At 66.6% G+C, this 15,897-nt stretch carries 13 protein-coding genes; 4 read left to right on the forward strand and 9 right to left on the reverse strand.

Annotated elements, in window-relative coordinates; genetic code table 11:
- Positions 1-116: 116 nt before the first annotated feature.
- On the reverse strand, positions 117-2,753 hold the full coding sequence (gene alaS, locus HLH25_RS04310) for an alanine--tRNA ligase (protein WP_182972909.1): 2,637 nt from the start codon (positions 2,751-2,753) through the stop codon (positions 117-119).
- Between the two features lie 145 nt (positions 2,754-2,898).
- Between alaS and HLH25_RS04315 the strand changes: the two genes are divergently transcribed.
- Positions 2,899-3,603: a TenA family protein gene (locus tag HLH25_RS04315; RefSeq protein WP_182972910.1), complete on the forward strand. Its 705-nt coding sequence runs from the start codon at positions 2,899-2,901 to the stop codon at positions 3,601-3,603.
- Positions 3,604-3,613: 10 nt separating this feature from the next.
- On the opposite strand, the gene HLH25_RS04320 is transcribed toward HLH25_RS04315, so the two are convergent.
- From HLH25_RS04320 to aroB, 3 genes are all read right to left on the reverse strand, one after another.
- Positions 3,614-4,078, reverse strand: a complete 465-nt coding sequence (locus HLH25_RS04320; protein ID WP_310889047.1) for a GtrA family protein — start codon at positions 4,076-4,078, stop codon at positions 3,614-3,616.
- 117 nt (positions 4,079-4,195) lie between these two features.
- Positions 4,196-5,323 (reverse strand): OmpA family protein, encoded by a 1,128-nt coding sequence (locus tag HLH25_RS04325; protein ID WP_182972911.1) that lies wholly within the window; start codon positions 5,321-5,323, stop codon positions 4,196-4,198.
- Between the two features lie 301 nt (positions 5,324-5,624).
- Positions 5,625-7,385: a 3-dehydroquinate synthase gene (gene aroB, locus HLH25_RS04330; protein WP_375272709.1), complete on the reverse strand. Its 1,761-nt coding sequence runs from the start codon at positions 7,383-7,385 to the stop codon at positions 5,625-5,627.
- 98 nt (positions 7,386-7,483) lie between these two features.
- On the opposite strand from aroB, the gene HLH25_RS04335 reads away from it, so the two are divergent.
- The 3 genes from HLH25_RS04335 to HLH25_RS04345 all read left to right on the forward strand — a co-directional run bounded on the left by HLH25_RS04335 (position 7,484) and on the right by HLH25_RS04345 (position 9,616).
- Positions 7,484-7,627 (forward strand): hypothetical protein, encoded by a 144-nt coding sequence (locus tag HLH25_RS04335; protein ID WP_182972912.1) that lies wholly within the window; start codon positions 7,484-7,486, stop codon positions 7,625-7,627.
- On the forward strand, positions 7,624-8,556 hold the full coding sequence (locus HLH25_RS04340; protein ID WP_182972913.1) for a tyrosine recombinase: 933 nt from the start codon (positions 7,624-7,626) through the stop codon (positions 8,554-8,556). Before HLH25_RS04335 ends, HLH25_RS04340 begins: the two co-directional genes overlap by 4 nt.
- Before the next feature lie 103 nt (positions 8,557-8,659).
- Positions 8,660-9,616 carry an acetyl-CoA carboxylase carboxyltransferase subunit alpha gene (locus HLH25_RS04345; RefSeq protein WP_182973081.1) on the forward strand — a complete coding sequence of 319 codons (957 nt, stop codon included), beginning with the start codon at positions 8,660-8,662 and terminating at the stop codon, positions 9,614-9,616.
- Between the two features lie 81 nt (positions 9,617-9,697).
- Here the strand turns inward: HLH25_RS04345 and HLH25_RS04350 are convergent, their stop codons facing one another.
- The 5 genes from HLH25_RS04350 to HLH25_RS04370 form a co-directional block, all read right to left on the reverse strand.
- On the reverse strand, positions 9,698-10,927 hold the full coding sequence (locus tag HLH25_RS04350) for a lytic transglycosylase domain-containing protein (RefSeq protein ID WP_246401330.1): 1,230 nt from the start codon (positions 10,925-10,927) through the stop codon (positions 9,698-9,700).
- The gene (locus HLH25_RS04355; RefSeq protein WP_182972914.1) at positions 10,915-11,361 is read right to left on the reverse strand and encodes a DUF1489 family protein; all 447 of its coding nucleotides are present in this window, start codon (positions 11,359-11,361) and stop codon (positions 10,915-10,917) included. The genes HLH25_RS04350 and HLH25_RS04355 overlap by 13 nt, the downstream gene beginning before the upstream one ends.
- Positions 11,362-11,364: 3 nt before the next feature.
- Complete coding sequence (locus HLH25_RS04360) at positions 11,365-12,510, reverse strand: nucleoside hydrolase (RefSeq protein ID WP_182972915.1); 1,146 nt, start codon at positions 12,508-12,510, stop codon at positions 11,365-11,367.
- Positions 12,511-12,695: 185 nt separating this feature from the next.
- A complete protein-coding gene (hemW, locus tag HLH25_RS04365; protein ID WP_182972916.1) occupies positions 12,696-13,898 on the reverse strand; it encodes a radical SAM family heme chaperone HemW in 1,203 nt (400 codons plus the stop codon).
- On the reverse strand, positions 13,888-15,888 hold the full coding sequence (locus tag HLH25_RS04370) for a potassium transporter Kup (RefSeq protein WP_182972917.1): 2,001 nt from the start codon (positions 15,886-15,888) through the stop codon (positions 13,888-13,890). The genes hemW and HLH25_RS04370 overlap by 11 nt, the downstream gene beginning before the upstream one ends.
- Positions 15,889-15,897 lie beyond the last annotated feature (9 nt).

The following is a 15,897-nucleotide window of genomic DNA, read 5'->3' on the forward strand; positions in this document are numbered from 1 at the left end:
ATGGAAACGAGGACGGCACAGGTCCGGTTTCGCCTGCGACGGTTCGGGACATACTATGTCAGGCACCGGACACATCGCCGTGTCATCGGGACACGGCGATGGGGAGGCTATTGAGGTCAGGTCAGGGACTTGCGTACCGCGTCGAGCGCCGCGTCGGCCTGCGCCACGTCCGGGCCGCCGGCCTGGGCCATGTCGCGCCGTCCGCCGCCGCCCTTGCCGCCCATGGCGGCACTGGCGGCCCGCACGAGTTCGACCGCGTCGAAACGTTCGGTGAGATCGGCGGTGACGCTGACGACCACGCTGCCCTTGCCGTCGGCGGTGGAGACCAGGGCCACCACGCCCGAGCCGACCTGCTGGCGCAGGGAGTCGGCCAGCGGCTTGAGTTCGCGCGCCGGCAGATCGCCCACATTGCGGGCGATGAAGCCGATGCCGTTGATCGTCTCGGTGGTGGCGCCGCCGTCGCCGCCGCTGGCCAGCTTGCGTTGCAGGTCGGAGATCTGGCGTTCCATGACCTTGCGTTCTTCGAGGATCACCGCCAGCCGCTCGGGGGCTTCGGCGGCCGAGACGCGCAGCATCGCCGCGACCTGCGCCAGCCGCTGCTCGGTAGCGATCGAGGCCGTTTCGGCGGCCTTGCCGGTGACCGCCTCTATGCGCCGGATGCCGGCCGAGACGCCGCTTTCCGACGTGATGCGGAACAGGCCGATATCGCCGGTGCGGTTGACGTGTGTGCCGCCGCACAGCTCGATCGACCAGGCCGGACGGTTTTCCTCGGCCGGGCCCATGAACACGACCCGGACCTCGTCGCCGTATTTCTCGCCGAACAGGGCCATCGCGCCCTGTGCCACCGCTTCCTCCTGCGACATCGGGCGGGTGGTGACCGCGCTGTTCTCGCGGATGCGGGCATTGACCTCGGCTTCGACCTCGGCGATTTCCTCCGGCGTCAGCGGGCGGGGCTGGCTGATGTCGAAGCGCAGGCGGTCGGGTGCGTTCAGGCTGCCTTTCTGCGTGACATGCGCGCCCAGGCGCCGGCGCAGGGCCTCGTGCAGCAGGTGGGTGGCGGAATGATGCGCGCGGATCGCGCTGCGTCGCTCGTGATCGACGGTGGCGGTGACCGCCTGGCCGACGCGGGCCGTGCCCTCGATCACCGTGCCGGAATGCACCAGCAGGTCGCCCAGCCGCTTCTGGGTGTCGGTGACGGCGATACGCAGGCCGGGCGCGGTGATCAGGCCGGTGTCGCCGACCTGGCCGCCGCTTTCGCCGTAGAACGGGGTCTGGTTGAGCAGCAGGGCGACTTCGGTTCCGGCCGGGGCGTCGGTCACGGACTGGCCGTTGCTGACGATGGCCTGGATTTCGGCGTCGGCCTGTTCGGTCGCGTAGCCCAGGAACTCGGTGGCGCCGAACGTGTCGCGGGCCTCGAACCACACGGTTTCGGTCGCGCTGTCGCCCGAGCCGCTCCATGCGGCGCGGGCGCGCTCGCGCTGCACCTGCATCGCGGCGTCGAAGCCCGCGACATCGACCTCGTGGCTGCCGCCGCGCAGGGCGTCCTGCGTCAGGTCCAGCGGGAAGCCGAACGTGTCGTAGAGTTTGAACGCCACGTCGCCGGGCAGTTTCTGGCCGTCACCCAGCTTGGCCGTCTCGTCGGACAGCAGCGCCAGGCCGCGCTCCAGCATCGCCTTGAAGCGTTCTTCCTCGCCGCGCATGGTCTCGCGGATCAGGGCTTCGGCCTGGACCAGTTCGGGGTAGGCGGCGCCCATCTGGCGCACCAGGGCGGGAACCAGGCGATGGAACACCGTCTCCTTGGTGCCCATCATGTGCAGGTGGCGCATCGCGCGGCGCATGATGCGGCGCAGGACGTAGCCGCGACCGTCCTTGGACGGCAGCACGCCGTCCGCGATCAGGAACGAGGTGGAGCGCAGGTGATCGGCCACCACGCGGTGGCTGGCGCGGAACGGACCGTCCGGGTCCTGGCCCGTGGCCTCGGCCGAGGCCAGGATCAGCGCGCGCATCGTGTCCGTGTCGTAATTGTCGCGCTTGCCCTGCATGATGGCGGCGAAACGTTCCAGCCCCATGCCGGTGTCGATCGAAGGACGCGGCAGCGGCGAGCGGGTGCCCGGCGGGTCCTCGAAGAACTGCATGAACACGAGGTTCCAGATCTCGACGAACCGGTCGCCGTCCTCGTCGGGCGAGCCGGGGGGGCCGCCGGGGACGTCGGGACCGTGGTCGTAGAAGATTTCCGAGCATGGGCCGCAGGGGCCGGTGTCGCCCATGCGCCAGAAATTGTCGGAGGTGCCGATGCGGATGATCCGCTGGTCGGGCAGGCCCGCGATCTTGCGCCACAGGGCGGCTGCGTCTTCGTCGTCGGCGTAGACGGTGACCAGCAGTTTTTCGGCGGACAGGCCGAAATTGCGGGTGATGAGGTTCCAGGCGAATTCGATCGCTTCGGGCTTGAAATAATCGCCGAAGGAGAAATTCCCCATCATCTCGAAGAAGGTGTGATGGCGGGCGGTGTAACCGACATTGTCCAGGTCGTTATGCTTGCCGCCGGCGCGGACCACCTTCTGCGCCGTGGTGGCGCGCGCGTAGGGGCGGGTTTCCTGCCCGGTGAAGACGTTCTTGAACTGGACCATGCCGGCATTCGTGAACAGCAGGGTCGGGTCGTTGCGCGGCACCAGCGACGAGGACGGCACGATCTGATGACCGTTGGCCGCGAAATAGTCGAGGAAGGTCGCGCGGATATCGTTTGTGGAGGTCATGGCGGAGGGCTGACGATCCTGAAATGGCGAAGGCTGGAAAGCTCGGATACCATCACCTAGCGCACGGCGTGCCCGGCAGGAAGAGCAAGGGCGCGCGGTGAGGCGAATCGGCGCCCCATAAGAACACCGACGGAAGGATGAACGCATGAACTGGATCGCGGAACGGGACTGGCCCCGCCTGGAACAGGGCCTGGCCGGCAGGCTGCGGCGCGATTGCGGCGCGGACTGGGAGCGGTTCATCGACCATCCCTTCGTCCGTGGCATGGCGGACGGGACGCTGCCCGAGGCCGATTTCAGGCGCTTCCTGATCCAGGACTATCTGTACCTGATTCAATATGCGCGGGCTTATGCGCTGGCGATCTACAAGGCCGATACGATGGAGGACATGCGCTCGGCCTCCGGCATCGTGTCCGGCCTGCTGGATACCGAACTGGCGCTGCATATTGCCTATTGCGCCGGATGGGGACTGTGCGTGGAGGATCTGCACGGCCAGCCCGAATCGCTGGAACTGCTGGCCTATACCCGCTTCATTCTCGACCGGGGGCAGACGGGCGATCTGCTGGACCTGATCGTGACGCTGGCGCCGTGCCTGATCGGCTACGGCGAAATCGGTGCCCGATTGATGGCGGACCCGGCGACCCGGCGGGAGGGGAACCCCTACTGGGACTGGATTGCCCTTTATGGGGGCGAGAAATTTATCGGGCTGGTGGATGCCGGGCTCATGACTCTGGAAAGGCTGGCCGGGCGCTATGGCGCGGAGGGGCGCTATCCCGCGCTGCTTGCCGAATTCCGGACCGCCGTGAAGCTGGAGGCCGCGTTCTGGCATGCCGGCCGGTCCGGTATGCTCTGATCCGCCGGATCTAGAGGCTCCGCTGCCGGTGGCGAAAGACCAGCCGGTGGCTGAGCGTGAAATTGGCGGCCAGGCCGGCAAGCGCCCCGGCGGCCAGAGCCAGGACGGGAAAGGCCCGGCAGAGGGGAAACAGCAGGAACAGCGTGAAGACCACGCCGCGATTCATGATGAAACCCACTGAACTGGCCAGGAGGAAACGGGCCCATTGAACCAGGGGCCGGTCGGCATGCACGACGTGACGGAACGTCCAGAGCCGGTTCATCAGCCAGTTCATGCTCGCCGCGATGAAATAGGCCAGCACGGTGGCGCCCGCCAGGCCCAGCAGGGGCCGGAAGCCGTAGACCGCCAGCGTATCCCAGACCAGCCCCGTTGTGCCGACGATCCCGAATTTCAGGAAAGGCCAGATCCGGGCGTGCAGATCGCCTTTCGCACCGGGACGCGGGGCATCGGCGGGAGAGGGGCGGGAATCCGGCACGTCGCGCGGTCTCGTTGGCTATGGATAGGGGCTATGGATAGGAAGGGCGCGCAATAAAAAAGGGATGCCCGAAGGCATCCCTCTTTACCCTGTCGAACCAGGCGGAAACCGCCAGGATCAGTGCAGGATGATTTCCACGCGACGGTTCTGCGGCTCGCGGGTGTTCGGACCCGTCGGAACCAGCGGATGCGCCTCGCCGTAACCATGGATGTCGATCGCGTTCGCGGGCACGCCGTCACGGATCAGTTCAGCCTTCACGCTCTGCGCGCGACGGTTGGACAGGCCGAGATTGTACTTCTCGCCGCGCGGACCCGGATGGGCCGCCGAGTTGTCGGTGTAGCCGTTGACTTCGATCCGCGTCGTCTGGATGTGGGTCGAAGCCTGGGCGGCTTCGGCCACGATCTCACGCGCGCGGCCCGTCAGGTCCGAACGATCCCAGTCGAAGAACACCAGATAGGTGCGCGCCGGGGTCGGGGCGGGCGGCACAACGACCGGAGCCGGCGGCGGCGGCGGCGGCGCGGTGTCGAACGCATAGCGCAGACCCAGGATGAACTGGTGGTTGAAGCGATGGTCGAAGTTCGCGTGACCACGGCTCAGGCCCGACGGGCTGTACGAGGACATCGTGAACGAGCCGTTGTTGAAGGTCTGGCCGACCATGCGGTACTGCGCGGTGATCTGCAGGCCCGGAACGTTCGGAACGTCGAAAGCCGCACCGGCGATGCCCTGATAGGCGAAACCACCCGTCGTGCCGCCCAGGCGGTCAACGCGATTGGCCGAGCTGGCGTAGCTGGTCGTGGTCGGGTTGTAGTGCTGCCACAGATAGCCGGCACCGACACCGACGAACGGCGTCACCGGAACATCGATCCCGAACTGCTTCAGGTCGATATCATACAGCACGTTCACGAGGCCGCCATAGGACTGGTCGCTGCCGCTGGTCCTGGCCGGAGCGGTGCCGCTGCGGTGATTGATCTCAGAATAGTTATAGAGACCTTCAACCTCGACGCGCAGGCCGTTGCCAAGGCCCCAGCCGAAGGCGCCGAAGCCCGTGAAGCCGTCATGATGACGGTACTGCGACGAACTGGACATGCCAGCCGTCGGATTGTTGGCGAAATGGCCATGCTGGTTCTGGACCAGGTTATAACCACCGCCCAGATCGACATACGGACCGGTAATGATTGTCGCGTTGGCTGCAACAGGTGCAGCTGCCATCAGCGTGGTGGCGAGTAATGCCGTGCGGAGACGCATTTTTTCGTCCTCTTGATCATCCGTTCGAGTAACCGTCAAACCACAGACGGCCAACCTCAGCGTGATGCTTAACCCCCTATAGAACTTCCGGTTCCGGATTAGGAACCCGCATCGTGGACAAAGCTGCTATTACAACTGAGCACCGTGTTGAAAAAGCAACAGTTTGTTTCGATAGGATTACGTGCGGATTGCAACTATTTCCGGACGAGGGGGATTCAGCGGCCCCACCGAGCGGGGCTATGGCGGGATTATGTGCTATCCGCGCATCTGTGTTGCGATATCGCAACGCATGACGGAAGCGTCATGCGGAGCATCCTTCCGCCAGCAGAATTTCCCGCACCAGGCTGTCGGGAACGTCGCGGCAGGTGAAAGCCTGCCCGATGCCGCGCACGAGGACGAAGGACAGGCGCCCGTCGCGCATCTTCTTGTCGCGCTGCATGTGGGCAAGCAGCCTTTCGGCCGAAAATGTCTGCTCCAGGTCGCGCAGCCGGGCCGGCATGCCCAGCCGTTCCAGGTGGGTCGTCACGCGCTCGACATCCGCGCTGCCGCACAGGCCCATCCGTTCGGAGGTGACGAAGGCCAGGCGCAGGCCGAGCGACACGGCTTCGCCATGTAGCAGGCGACCGTCATATCCCAGTTCGGCCTCCAGTGCGTGGCCGAACGTGTGGCCGAGATTGAGCAGGGCCCTTCCGTCCGATTTCCGTTCCTCCCGCTCGTCGTCGCCCACGACGGCGGCCTTGAACGCGCAGGCGCGGCGCACGGCCTCGGCCTGGCTGTCGGCATCGCCATCCAGCACCGCCTGGCCGTTGGCCTCGCACCATGCGAAGAGGGCGGCATCGCCGATCAGGCCGGCCTTGACGATTTCGGCGTAGCCGGCGCGGATCTCGCGTGGCGGCAGCGTGGCCAGGGTCGTGGTATCGGCCAGCACCGCCAGCGGCTGGTGGAATGCGCCGAGAAGGTTCTTGCCGAAGGGGGTGTTGATGCCCGTCTTGCCGCCGACGGAGGAATCGACCTGCGCCAGCAGGGTGGTGGGAATCTGCACGAAGGGCAGGCCGCGCATCGTGGTCGCCGCCGCGAAGCCCGCCAGGTCGCCGACGACGCCGCCGCCCAGTGCAATGACGGTAGTGCCGCGTTCAACCCCCATCTCCAGCAGGATGCCGGTGACGCGCTCATATTCCGCCAGCGTCTTGGAACCTTCGCCCGGCGGCACGACGATGGTTTCGGCCCGGATTCCGTCCTGGGCCAGCCCTTGGAGCAATTGCGGAAGATGCAGGGATGCGACGGTCGAGTCGGTCACGACCACGACGCGCTTCTGGGGCAGGACCGGCGAGAGCAGCATGCCTGCGTGGCGCAGGAGGTTTTCGCCGATCGTCACGTCATACCGCCAGCGATCCAGTATGACGGGAACGACGCGCGGTTGCCGGCCCAGTGCCAGGGCATTGATGACGGTCGCGGCGCTCTGTTCCACGCTTTCTTCTCCACAATCCACGGTAATGTCTGCCTCGGCATAGGTCGGGTAACGGATGTCCATCAGTTGTGCCAGGACGTCGCGCGGGTTGCCGGCGTTCAGCAGCGGCCGGTGGCCGCGCCCCTGGACCCGGCGCACCAGGACGGGCAGCGGGCAGCGCAGCCATACCGACGTCGCGCGCTCGCGGACGATCGCCCGTGTCATCGCGTCCATGAAGGCGCCGCCGCCCGTCGCCAGTACCACGGGGGGACCGTCCAGGATGCGGCGGATAACCCTGTGTTCGCCCTTGCGGAACTCGGCTTCGCCATACTGGGTGAACAGGTCGGCGATCGAGCAGCCCGCCGCGCGCTCGATTTCCAGGTCGGCGTCGATGAACGGCATGCCCAGGCGCGTTGCGATCCGTCGGCCGATCGTCGTCTTTCCGGCCCCCATCAGGCCGACCAGAACCACGCTGTCTTCGCGCGGGCCGGGGCCTGGGAACAGGGGGGTGGTCGTCGCTGTGCCGTGAGCGGTAGAGGCGGATGGCATCGCCTGGTCCCCGGCGGAAGGTTGAGGCATGGACTCGGACGGATCGGAGGCGTTCTGGCGTGACATGAAGGCCAACCTACCATAGAGCAAAGACAACTCGCCATGTCGCATCATGGCCGGATCTTCCGGCAAGGCGGCGGGCATCATTGCGTTGGGGTTCGGTCATGCTGCGCATCCTGCTGGCTCTTGCGGGCATTGGGGTTCTGGTCGGAATCGGTGGGTTCATGTCGCTGGGTGCGTTTCCGCCGCCGGCGCCGACCGTGCCGGTACACAAGGACCTGCCGCCGGATCGATTCGTTCATTCATGAGCGTGGCCGTCCAGGCCGAATCGTTCCTGGAAATGCTGGCGGCCGAGCGTGGGGCGGCCGCGAATACGCTGAGGGCCTATGCCCGGGACCTGCGCGACCTCGAATCGTTCGTGGCGGGGGCCGGGTGCGCGATGGCGGATGCCGACGCGGGCGTGTTGCGTGACTACATGGCGGGACTCGCCCAGGCCGGCCTGTCGCCCCGGACGCAGGCGCGGCGGCTGTCCTGCCTGAAGCAGTTCTATCTGTTCCTGAGCCGTGAAGGGGTGCGGACCGACAATCCGGCTGCATTGCTCGACGCGCCCCGTCTGCCGGCGACCCTGCCGCGCTTCCTGACCGAAGAGGAAGTCGATGCGCTGCTGGGCGCGTGCGGCACGCCGCCCGATGACGGGCGGCGCTGGCTGGCCGCGCGGGCGGCGCTGGAAATTCTGTACGCGTCCGGGTTGCGGATTTCGGAACTGCTGGCGTTGCCGCGCCGTGCCCTGGCGGGCGACGCGCGGATGCTGCTGGTGCGCGGCAAGGGGGGGCGGGAGCGTCTGGTGCCGTTATCCGTCCAGGCGCGCGCGGCGGCCGAGGCGCTGGCGGCGCGGGATCAGGCACTGCGCAGCCCCTACCTGTTTCCCGGCCGGGATGGGCAGCGGCCGCTGACACGGCAGGGATTCGATCGCATCCTGCATGATGTGGCGCTTCGGGCGGGGCTGGACCCCGCGCGCCTGTCGCCGCATGTGCTGCGCCATTCCTTTGCCACGCACATGCTGGCGCGCGGGGCCGATTTGCGTGCTCTTCAGATGCTTCTGGGCCATGCCGACATCGCTACGACGCAGATCTATACCCATGTGCTGGCCGAACGGCTGCGCGCGGTGGTCGAGGCGCATCATCCGCTCGCCGGCGGCCGAAAGGGCGCGGGCGGGCTGGGGAATACGCCGTCATGAGGCGCGCGGCGGGTGGTGATCGGGGGGCGTGCCACCCGATGGATTTGGTGGCGGACCGGGCGGGGGGACTTGGCAGGATTCGTGGCTGTGCTATCCGCACGGGATGCGCCAGTTTCTAGATTTTGAAAAGTCGGTCGCCGAGCTTGAGAACAAGATCGACGAACTCCGTCACATGTCCGGCCCCGACGGCATCAATATCGCCGAGGAGATCGCCCGTCTGACCGAAAAGTCGGACAAGCAGCTTCGGGCCGCCTATGCCAAGCTGACACCGGGGCAGAAGGTCCAGGTCGCCCGCCACGCGCAGCGACCGCACACGGCCGAATATATCGGCACCCTGATCCAGGATTTCACGCCGCTGGCCGGCGACCGCCTGTTCGGCGAGGACAAGGCCGTCATCGGTGGAATCGGCCGTTTCCAGGATATTCCGGTGGTGGTGATCGGGACCGAGCGCGGGTCGGAGCTGGAGAGCCGGCTGGAGCATAATTTCGGCATGGCGCGCCCGGAGGGCTATCGCAAGGCGCAGCGCCTGATGAAACTTGCCGGCCGTTTCGGCATGCCGATCCTGACCTTTATCGACACGGCGGGCGCGTGGCCCGGCATCGACGCCGAGGCGCGCGGTCAGGCGGAGGCGATCGCGCGATCCATCGACACCTGCCTCTCGGCCCCGGTGCCGGTGATCGCCACCGTGATCGGCGAAGGCGGATCGGGCGGGGCCATCGCGCTGGGCGCGGGCGACCGGGTGATGATGCTGGAGCATGCGATCTATTCGGTTATTTCGCCTGAAGCCTGTGCGTCGATTCTGTGGCGTGACCCCAAGCTGGCGACCAGCGCGGCCGAGGCGTTGAAGCTGACGGCCCAGGATCTGCTGCAACTGCATCTGATCGACCGCATCATTCCCGAGCCGCTGGGGGGCGCGCAGCGCGATCCGGGGATTGCGATTCGCGCGGTAGGTGATGCCATCGCTGCCGAACTGCCGGACCTGATGTCGCTCAGCGGAGCGATGCTCGTGGCCCAGCGCCGCGAGAAATTCCTCGCCATGGGACGCGACGGCCTGACCTGACCACCTGAATGGTTGCGTGACTGCGGCCAAATCGGACGAACGGCTCCGGGGCCGTCACCGCGTGTGGTGACGGCCCCGAATCTATTGGTCGGGGCGCACGATCATGCAGTCCAGCCCCTGCTGGTGCAGCGACGAGCATGCGGTGGCGGCGCTGCCGCGGGCCAGGCCGGCCAGCCGCGCGCGATAGAGCGGGTGCCCTTTGAACGAGGGGACGGGCTGCACGACGCTGCGTGCGCCGTTCAGGGCGTTGAACGCTGCCTGGCGGGCCATGGTGGCGGCGAATCGGGCCTGCCCTTCCGAGGCGAACGCGCCGACCTGAATCGACCACTGGCCGTAATTCACGCCGGCCGGAGCAATGGCAGCCATGGGTGCGCGGGCGGCGGCCGGTGTTGCGACGAATGGCGCGGCGGCCATGGACTGGGCGACGGTCGGCGTAGGTGGTGGGAGTGCCGACGGCATGGGCGGCGCCAAGGGTTGGCAGGGGGCATCGGGGTCGTAGGCTGCGTCAGGATCTCGGGCACATTGCCGGGCGCGCGTGGAGCGCGGCACGTAGGCGGCGTACTGGACGGGCTGGCCGCCGGTGGGGTTGGCGATGGTGGGGGTGACGACGATGGGCGGTGTGGCGCGGGATGCCGCCGCCATGGCGACGGGTAGCCTGGTCGGCGTGGCCGATACCATCTGGGTGCCGCTGCCATAGGCGGCCAGCGGGCCGCTGAGTGCCACCTTCGTGCCCAGGTTTGGTGTGACCGAGGCGAGGTAGTTGACTGTCTCGTTCGGTAATTGCCGTCCGGTCTGGAGATAGTCGTCCAGGCGTTGCGGACCGGCATTGTAGGCGGCGAGAAAGCCCGGTGCGCCGTAACGGTCGTACATCTGCCGGATATAAGCGGTGCCGGCGAGGATATTGTCGTGTGGTTCGTAAGGGTCCGGTCCCAGCCCGTTCTGCGCCTGCATGTCGGCGTAGGTCTGGGGCATGAGCTGCATCAGGCCCATGGCGCCGGCGGATGAGGTGATCGGCTGCCCGTGCAGATATTCATGGCCGCCCGATTCCTGCTGCATCACGGCGCGTACCCATTCCTGGGGGACCGAGAAGCGGGTCGAGGCGTCGGAAATATAGGGCCCCCACGGGTCCTGGGGCGAGCCGGGAGCCCGATAGGCGCCATTGCGGGCGTAATAGCGGGAATAACGCGAACCGGGCGTGCTGCTGCACGCCGCCAGCATGGCGGGGACGATCAGGGCCAGCCCGATCATGGCGGCTTGGCGGCCGCGCCTCCGGCGGGAGCCGGCCGCAGGGAGGGGGGCTAGATCAGGCATAGTCCGGCGAGGTCCCGCCGTAATGATTCTGGAAGCATGTCGCCAGTGCCGCCGCTTGCGGTCAGGTCGGGTGGCGCGTCGGCTGGGGAGAGGTAGCGCCAACCCTGGAACGGGCGCATCGGGCGTGGCGCGACCGGGACGATCTCGGGTGCCAGCACCACCAGCGCGCAGGCCACGCCGTCCTCGCGCGTGTCGGGGCGGATCTCGACGACGCGCTGACGGCACAGGATCAGGCCGCCGATGACCCGGTAGAGCGAGCCGCCATCGAGGATTTCCGATGCCCGGCGGGGAAACATGCGGGTGCGCAGCCACGGGTGGCCGGACGGCCGGGTGCCGTCCAGCCCGTCTCCGGCCCCTTCGGCCATGGTACGTTGCCGGTGCGCCAATTCTTCAACCGAGGCGATGCCGACCGCGAGCTTGACCAGGTGCAGCATGGATCAGGGATGGGCGGCTGGATGCACGTCGCTCTGCGCCTCGCGCAGGAACGTATCCAGGAAGCGCGGGGCGTCGATCGACTGCACGATTCGTACCTTGCGGATGCCTGTTTCCTTCGGTGCCGTCGCGTCGGGCCAGACGACGACATGGCCGTAATGAGGCCCGTTGGCGAGGTCGATGTCCATATAGGCGTCGAGCGACGTGCTGATCAGCGTGGGGTCGGCCGCGATGGCCGTCGCCATTTCATCCCACATCGGCAGCGGGTCGTAATAGGTGCCGATATAGTCGGTCATCGGTGTGCGTTTCTGCTGGATGCGCTTGAGATAGTCGCGCGTCATCATCAGGTCGTTGGACACGTTGCCGACGACGGTGATCGACGGCCATGGGGCGGTGAGGGTGATGTGCGCCGCCTCGGGATCGAAGATCATGTTGAAGTCCGAAGCGAAATCGACGTTGCCGGTCAGGGAGCGCATGCTGGTGTCCAGCAGGCCGCCCATGAAGATCAGTTCCTTCGCGGTGGCGGCGAAGGTCGGGTCGATACGGATCGCCAGTGCCAGGTTGGTCATCGGCCCGGCTTCGACGATGGTGACCTGATGCGGATGCGCGTGGACCTGCCGGATCAGGAACAGGGCGGCGCTTTCCGCCGTGGGTTTCAGGCTCGGGGCACCGTCCTTCATCGCCGGCAATGGCGGCTGTTCGGAGGGGACCTTGTCCATCGAACCCAGTCCGCCCCACGCACCCTTCCAGGGAATGGTGCCGAACTGCTTCTCGCGCAGGCGCATCCGGGGCACGCTGTTGATCAGCGGATAGACGGCGCCGTCGGCGACCGGAACGTCGGTCCGGCCGATGATCTCCAGAAAGCGCCGGAGATGGGCGGATTCCTGATTCTCCCAGCCATCACCAGTGGCGACGGTAAAGCCCAGCACTTTGACGGCGGGGTTGAACAGCAGGGGGATGATCGATTGCTGGTCGGAACCGCCGGGGCCGAGAAAATCATTGTCCTCGATCACCAGTCGCGGCTCGGCCGCATGAGCGGTCGGCTGGGTGGCGGCCAGGAGGCCAGCGCCCAGGACGAGCGCACGCAATGCGGTGGGCAGGAGGCGGCGGGAGGCAGTGTGCGTCCGGCGCCGGGAAGGGGAAAATGGCATGCTGCGTCCTGTGTACGAGAGCCCGGCTGTCCGGTTATCCTGAGACTGTTTTAAAAAGGCTGCATCTGGCAATCCGGCGCGTGTTTCCTCCGCCACGTCGCGATCGGCGATGATGTTGCGGTGCTGGGCGAAAACGCAATCCTTGGGCGTTTCTGGCTCAGTATTTATCAATTTGGAACAGTGTTTTAAAGAACCGTGGCGCCGAGCAGGGCCTCCAGGCGGAGACGGCCCGCATTCGTGGCACGCAGGACGGCCCCCTGGATGGTTTCGTCACGCACGAGGTAGCCTTCTTCCAGCGCTGCCGCCAGAATCACCGGATCGAGCGCATCGTTCATCGCCATGCCCGTGCGCTGTGCGAATCGTGCCTCCGGCACACCTTCGGTGAGGCGCAGGCCCATCAGCAGCATTTCGCGGGCGCGGTCGCGCGATGTCAGGATGTCATCCTGCATCAGGCCGCTACCCGTTCGTTCCACCCGTTCGGCCCAGGGTTCCGGGGCGCGGTGGCGGCGGGTGGCGTGCAGGCCGTCCGCCAGGGTCGTTCGTCCGTGGGCGCCGGGGCCGATCCCCAGATAATCGTCATAGCGCCAGTAGGTCAGGTTGTGACGGCTTTCCGCGCCCGGCCGGGCGTAGTTCGAGACTTCGTAGGCGGCCAGTCCGTGGCCGGCGGCGACGGTGGCGGTTTCCTCGTACATCAAGGCCCCCGAATCCTCGTCGGGCAGGGTCAGCAGCCCCTGGCGATGCAGCCCTTCGAAGCGGGTGCCGGGCTCGATGGTCAGTTGGTAGAGCGACAGATGGTCCGACACCAGGGCGAGGGCCTGGTTCAGTTCGGCTCGCCAGGCGGCCGGCGACTGGTTCGGCCGGGCATAGATGAGGTCGAAGGAGATCCGCCCGAACAGGTCGCGCGCCGTCTCCAGTGCCGCGATGGCCTGGCCGGCGGAATGCTGGCGCCCCAGCAGGTGCAGCGCGTCGTCGTCGAGGCTCTGGATGCCCAGCGACACCCGATTGATTCCGGCATCGTGAAAAGCGCGCAGTCGACCGATTTCGACGCTGGTCGGGTTGGCCTCCAGCGTGATTTCCAGATCGGGGGCCGTGGCGAACTGGGACCGGGCGTCGGCGATCAGGTCCGCGACCGTTTCGGGCGCCATCAGCGACGGCGTGCCGCCGCCGAAGAAGATCGACCCGAGCCGGCGCGGGCCGTCTTCGGTCAGGCGGGCGGCTTCATGGGCCAGTTCGCGCCGCAGGGCCGCGGCGAAGCGGGCCTGGGGAATGGTGTCGCGGACGTGGCTGTTGAAATCGCAGTACGGGCATTTGGCCAGGCAGAACGGCCAATGGACGTAGAGTGCCAGGGGCGCCCCTTCATTGGCCGGCGCCTGTACGTCAGATGGCAAGCCGCACGCCCAGTTCCACCACACGATCGGGCGGAATGCGGAAGAACTCGGTGGCGGGGACGGCGTTGCGCGCCATCAGCAGGAACAGCGACATCCGCCAGCGCGACATCTTGGGCACCGAGGAGCGGACCAGCAGTTCGCGGCTGGTGAAATAGGACGCTTGCATGGCGTCGAACTCCACGCCGTTGGCCTTCAGGTCTTCCAGCGCGCGGGGCAGGTTCGGTGTTTCCATGAAGCCGTAACGCAGAATGACCCGGTAGATATTCGGTGCGAGCTGCTGCAGGGCGACACGGTGGCCGCGCGTGGCCTCCGGCTGGTCGAGGGTCTGGACGGTGACGAACAGCACATGCTCGTGCAGCACCTTGTTGTGCTTCAGATTGTGCAGCAGGCAGGTCGGCACGAATTCCGGTGTTGCGGTCATGAAGACGGCCATGCCGGGCACGCGGATGGTGCGCGATTGCGGCAGGCGGGCCAGGAACGAATTGACGGGCAGGCTGTCCAGTTTCTGCCGGGCCATGATCAGGCTGCGGCCGCGTTTCCAGGTCGTCATCATCAGGGTCAACGCGGTGCCCAGCAGGACCGGCACCCAGCCGCCCTGCGGGATCTTGAGCGCATTCGACGCGAAGAAGACGCTGTCCATGACGAAGAAGCCGCCGAACGTTGCCGCCGCCGCCGCCCGCGACCAGTGGTACTGGCGGCGGAACACCACCATTGCCAGCACGCAGGTACACATGAAGGTGCCGGTGACGGCGATGCCGTAGGCCGAGGCAAGGGCATCGGAACTGCGGAAGGACACCACCAGGAGCAGGGCGCCGACCATCAGGAAGCGGTTGAATTCGGGCAGGAAGATCTGCCCTTCCTCATCCTTGTTGGTGTGGGTGATGCGCATGCGCGGCAGGTAGCCGAGCTGGATGAGCTGGCGGCAGAGCGAAAAGCCGCCCGAGATGCCGGCCTGGCTGGCGATGACGGTCGCCATCGTCGACAGGACGATCATCGGGATCTGCAGCCAGTGCGGCCCGAGCAGGAAGAACGGATTGCTGATCGCGGACGGGTCGGAAATGATCAGGGCGCCCTGGCCCATATAGTTCAGCGCCAGGCAGGGTAGGACGCAGAACAGCCACGCATAGCGGATGGGTTGGCGGCCGAAATGGCCCATATCGGCATACAGCGCCTCGGCGCCGGTCACGGACAGGACGACCGAGCCCAGGGCGATGAAGGACAGCCAGCCGTGGTAGATGATGAACTTCACCGCGTAGATCGGCGAAATGGCCATGAGAATATGCGGATGGCGGATGATCGCCAGCAGGCCCAGGACGCCGAGCATGCTGAACCAGACCACCATGACCGGACCGAAGATGGTGCCGACCTTGCCCGTGCCGTAGGACTGCACGCTGAACAGGCCGATCAGCACCACGATTGCGATCGGTATGATCAGTTCGCGCGCGGCGGGAAAGCTGACCTCCAGCCCTTCGACGGCCGAGAGGACCGAAATCGCCGGCGTGATCAGTCCGTCGCCGAAGAACAGGCAGGCGCCCGCGATTCCGGCCATACCCAGAAGCAGCTTCAGTCGGCTGTCGGTGGATACTTTCTGCGCCAGCGCCATCAGCGAGATGATGCCGCCTTCGCCATTATGGTCGGCGCGCATGATCAGGATCACATATTTGACCGTGACGATCAGGATCAGCGACCAGAGGATCAGGCTTTCGACCCCCATGACTTCCCAGGCGTCGATCTGGTGATGCTGCGAGACGACGAGGATGGTGGAGCGCAGGGCGTAGAGCGGGCTGGTGCCGATGTCGCCGAAGACCACGCCCAGGACGGCCAGCAGGGCGGCGAAACCGACCGGATTGGCTGCGTGTTCGTGCTGGTCGGCACCGAATTCGGTAATCTTGGACGAGGTGTCCGAATGGCCTCCCGTTTCCGCAGCCGCTGCGGCTGTCTGGGCGGGCGGTATGGATCCGGCAGTGTGGTCGACCGGGTCTGGCGTCATGTCGGGACG

This window comes from Gluconacetobacter dulcium, assembly GCF_014174165.1.
GTDB lineage: Bacteria > Pseudomonadota > Alphaproteobacteria > Acetobacterales > Acetobacteraceae > Gluconacetobacter > Gluconacetobacter dulcium.

What these genes read in the sequence shown, in the direction of transcription:
- HLH25_RS04315 (WP_182972910.1), top strand. Translation starts at nt 2,899, where the DNA reads ATGAACTGGATCGCGGAACGGGACTGGCCCCGCCTGGAACAGGGCCTG.
- aroB (WP_375272709.1), bottom strand. Translation starts at nt 7,385, where the DNA reads ATGTCACGCCAGAACGCCTCCGATCCGTCCGAGTCCATGCCTCAACCT.
- HLH25_RS04335 (WP_182972912.1), top strand. Translation starts at nt 7,484, where the DNA reads ATGCTGCGCATCCTGCTGGCTCTTGCGGGCATTGGGGTTCTGGTCGGA.
- HLH25_RS04340 (WP_182972913.1), top strand. Translation starts at nt 7,624, where the DNA reads ATGAGCGTGGCCGTCCAGGCCGAATCGTTCCTGGAAATGCTGGCGGCC.
- alaS (WP_182972909.1), bottom strand. Translation starts at nt 2,753, where the DNA reads ATGACCTCCACAAACGATATCCGCGCGACCTTCCTCGACTATTTCGCG.
- HLH25_RS04370 (WP_182972917.1), bottom strand. Translation starts at nt 15,888, where the DNA reads ATGACGCCAGACCCGGTCGACCACACTGCCGGATCCATACCGCCCGCC.
- HLH25_RS04360 (WP_182972915.1), bottom strand. Translation starts at nt 12,510, where the DNA reads ATGCCATTTTCCCCTTCCCGGCGCCGGACGCACACTGCCTCCCGCCGC.
- HLH25_RS04345 (WP_182973081.1), top strand. Translation starts at nt 8,660, where the DNA reads ATGCGCCAGTTTCTAGATTTTGAAAAGTCGGTCGCCGAGCTTGAGAAC.
- HLH25_RS04350 (WP_246401330.1), bottom strand. Translation starts at nt 10,927, where the DNA reads ATGCCTGATCTAGCCCCCCTCCCTGCGGCCGGCTCCCGCCGGAGGCGC.
- HLH25_RS04325 (WP_182972911.1), bottom strand. Translation starts at nt 5,323, where the DNA reads ATGCGTCTCCGCACGGCATTACTCGCCACCACGCTGATGGCAGCTGCA.
- HLH25_RS04355 (WP_182972914.1), bottom strand. Translation starts at nt 11,361, where the DNA reads ATGCTGCACCTGGTCAAGCTCGCGGTCGGCATCGCCTCGGTTGAAGAA.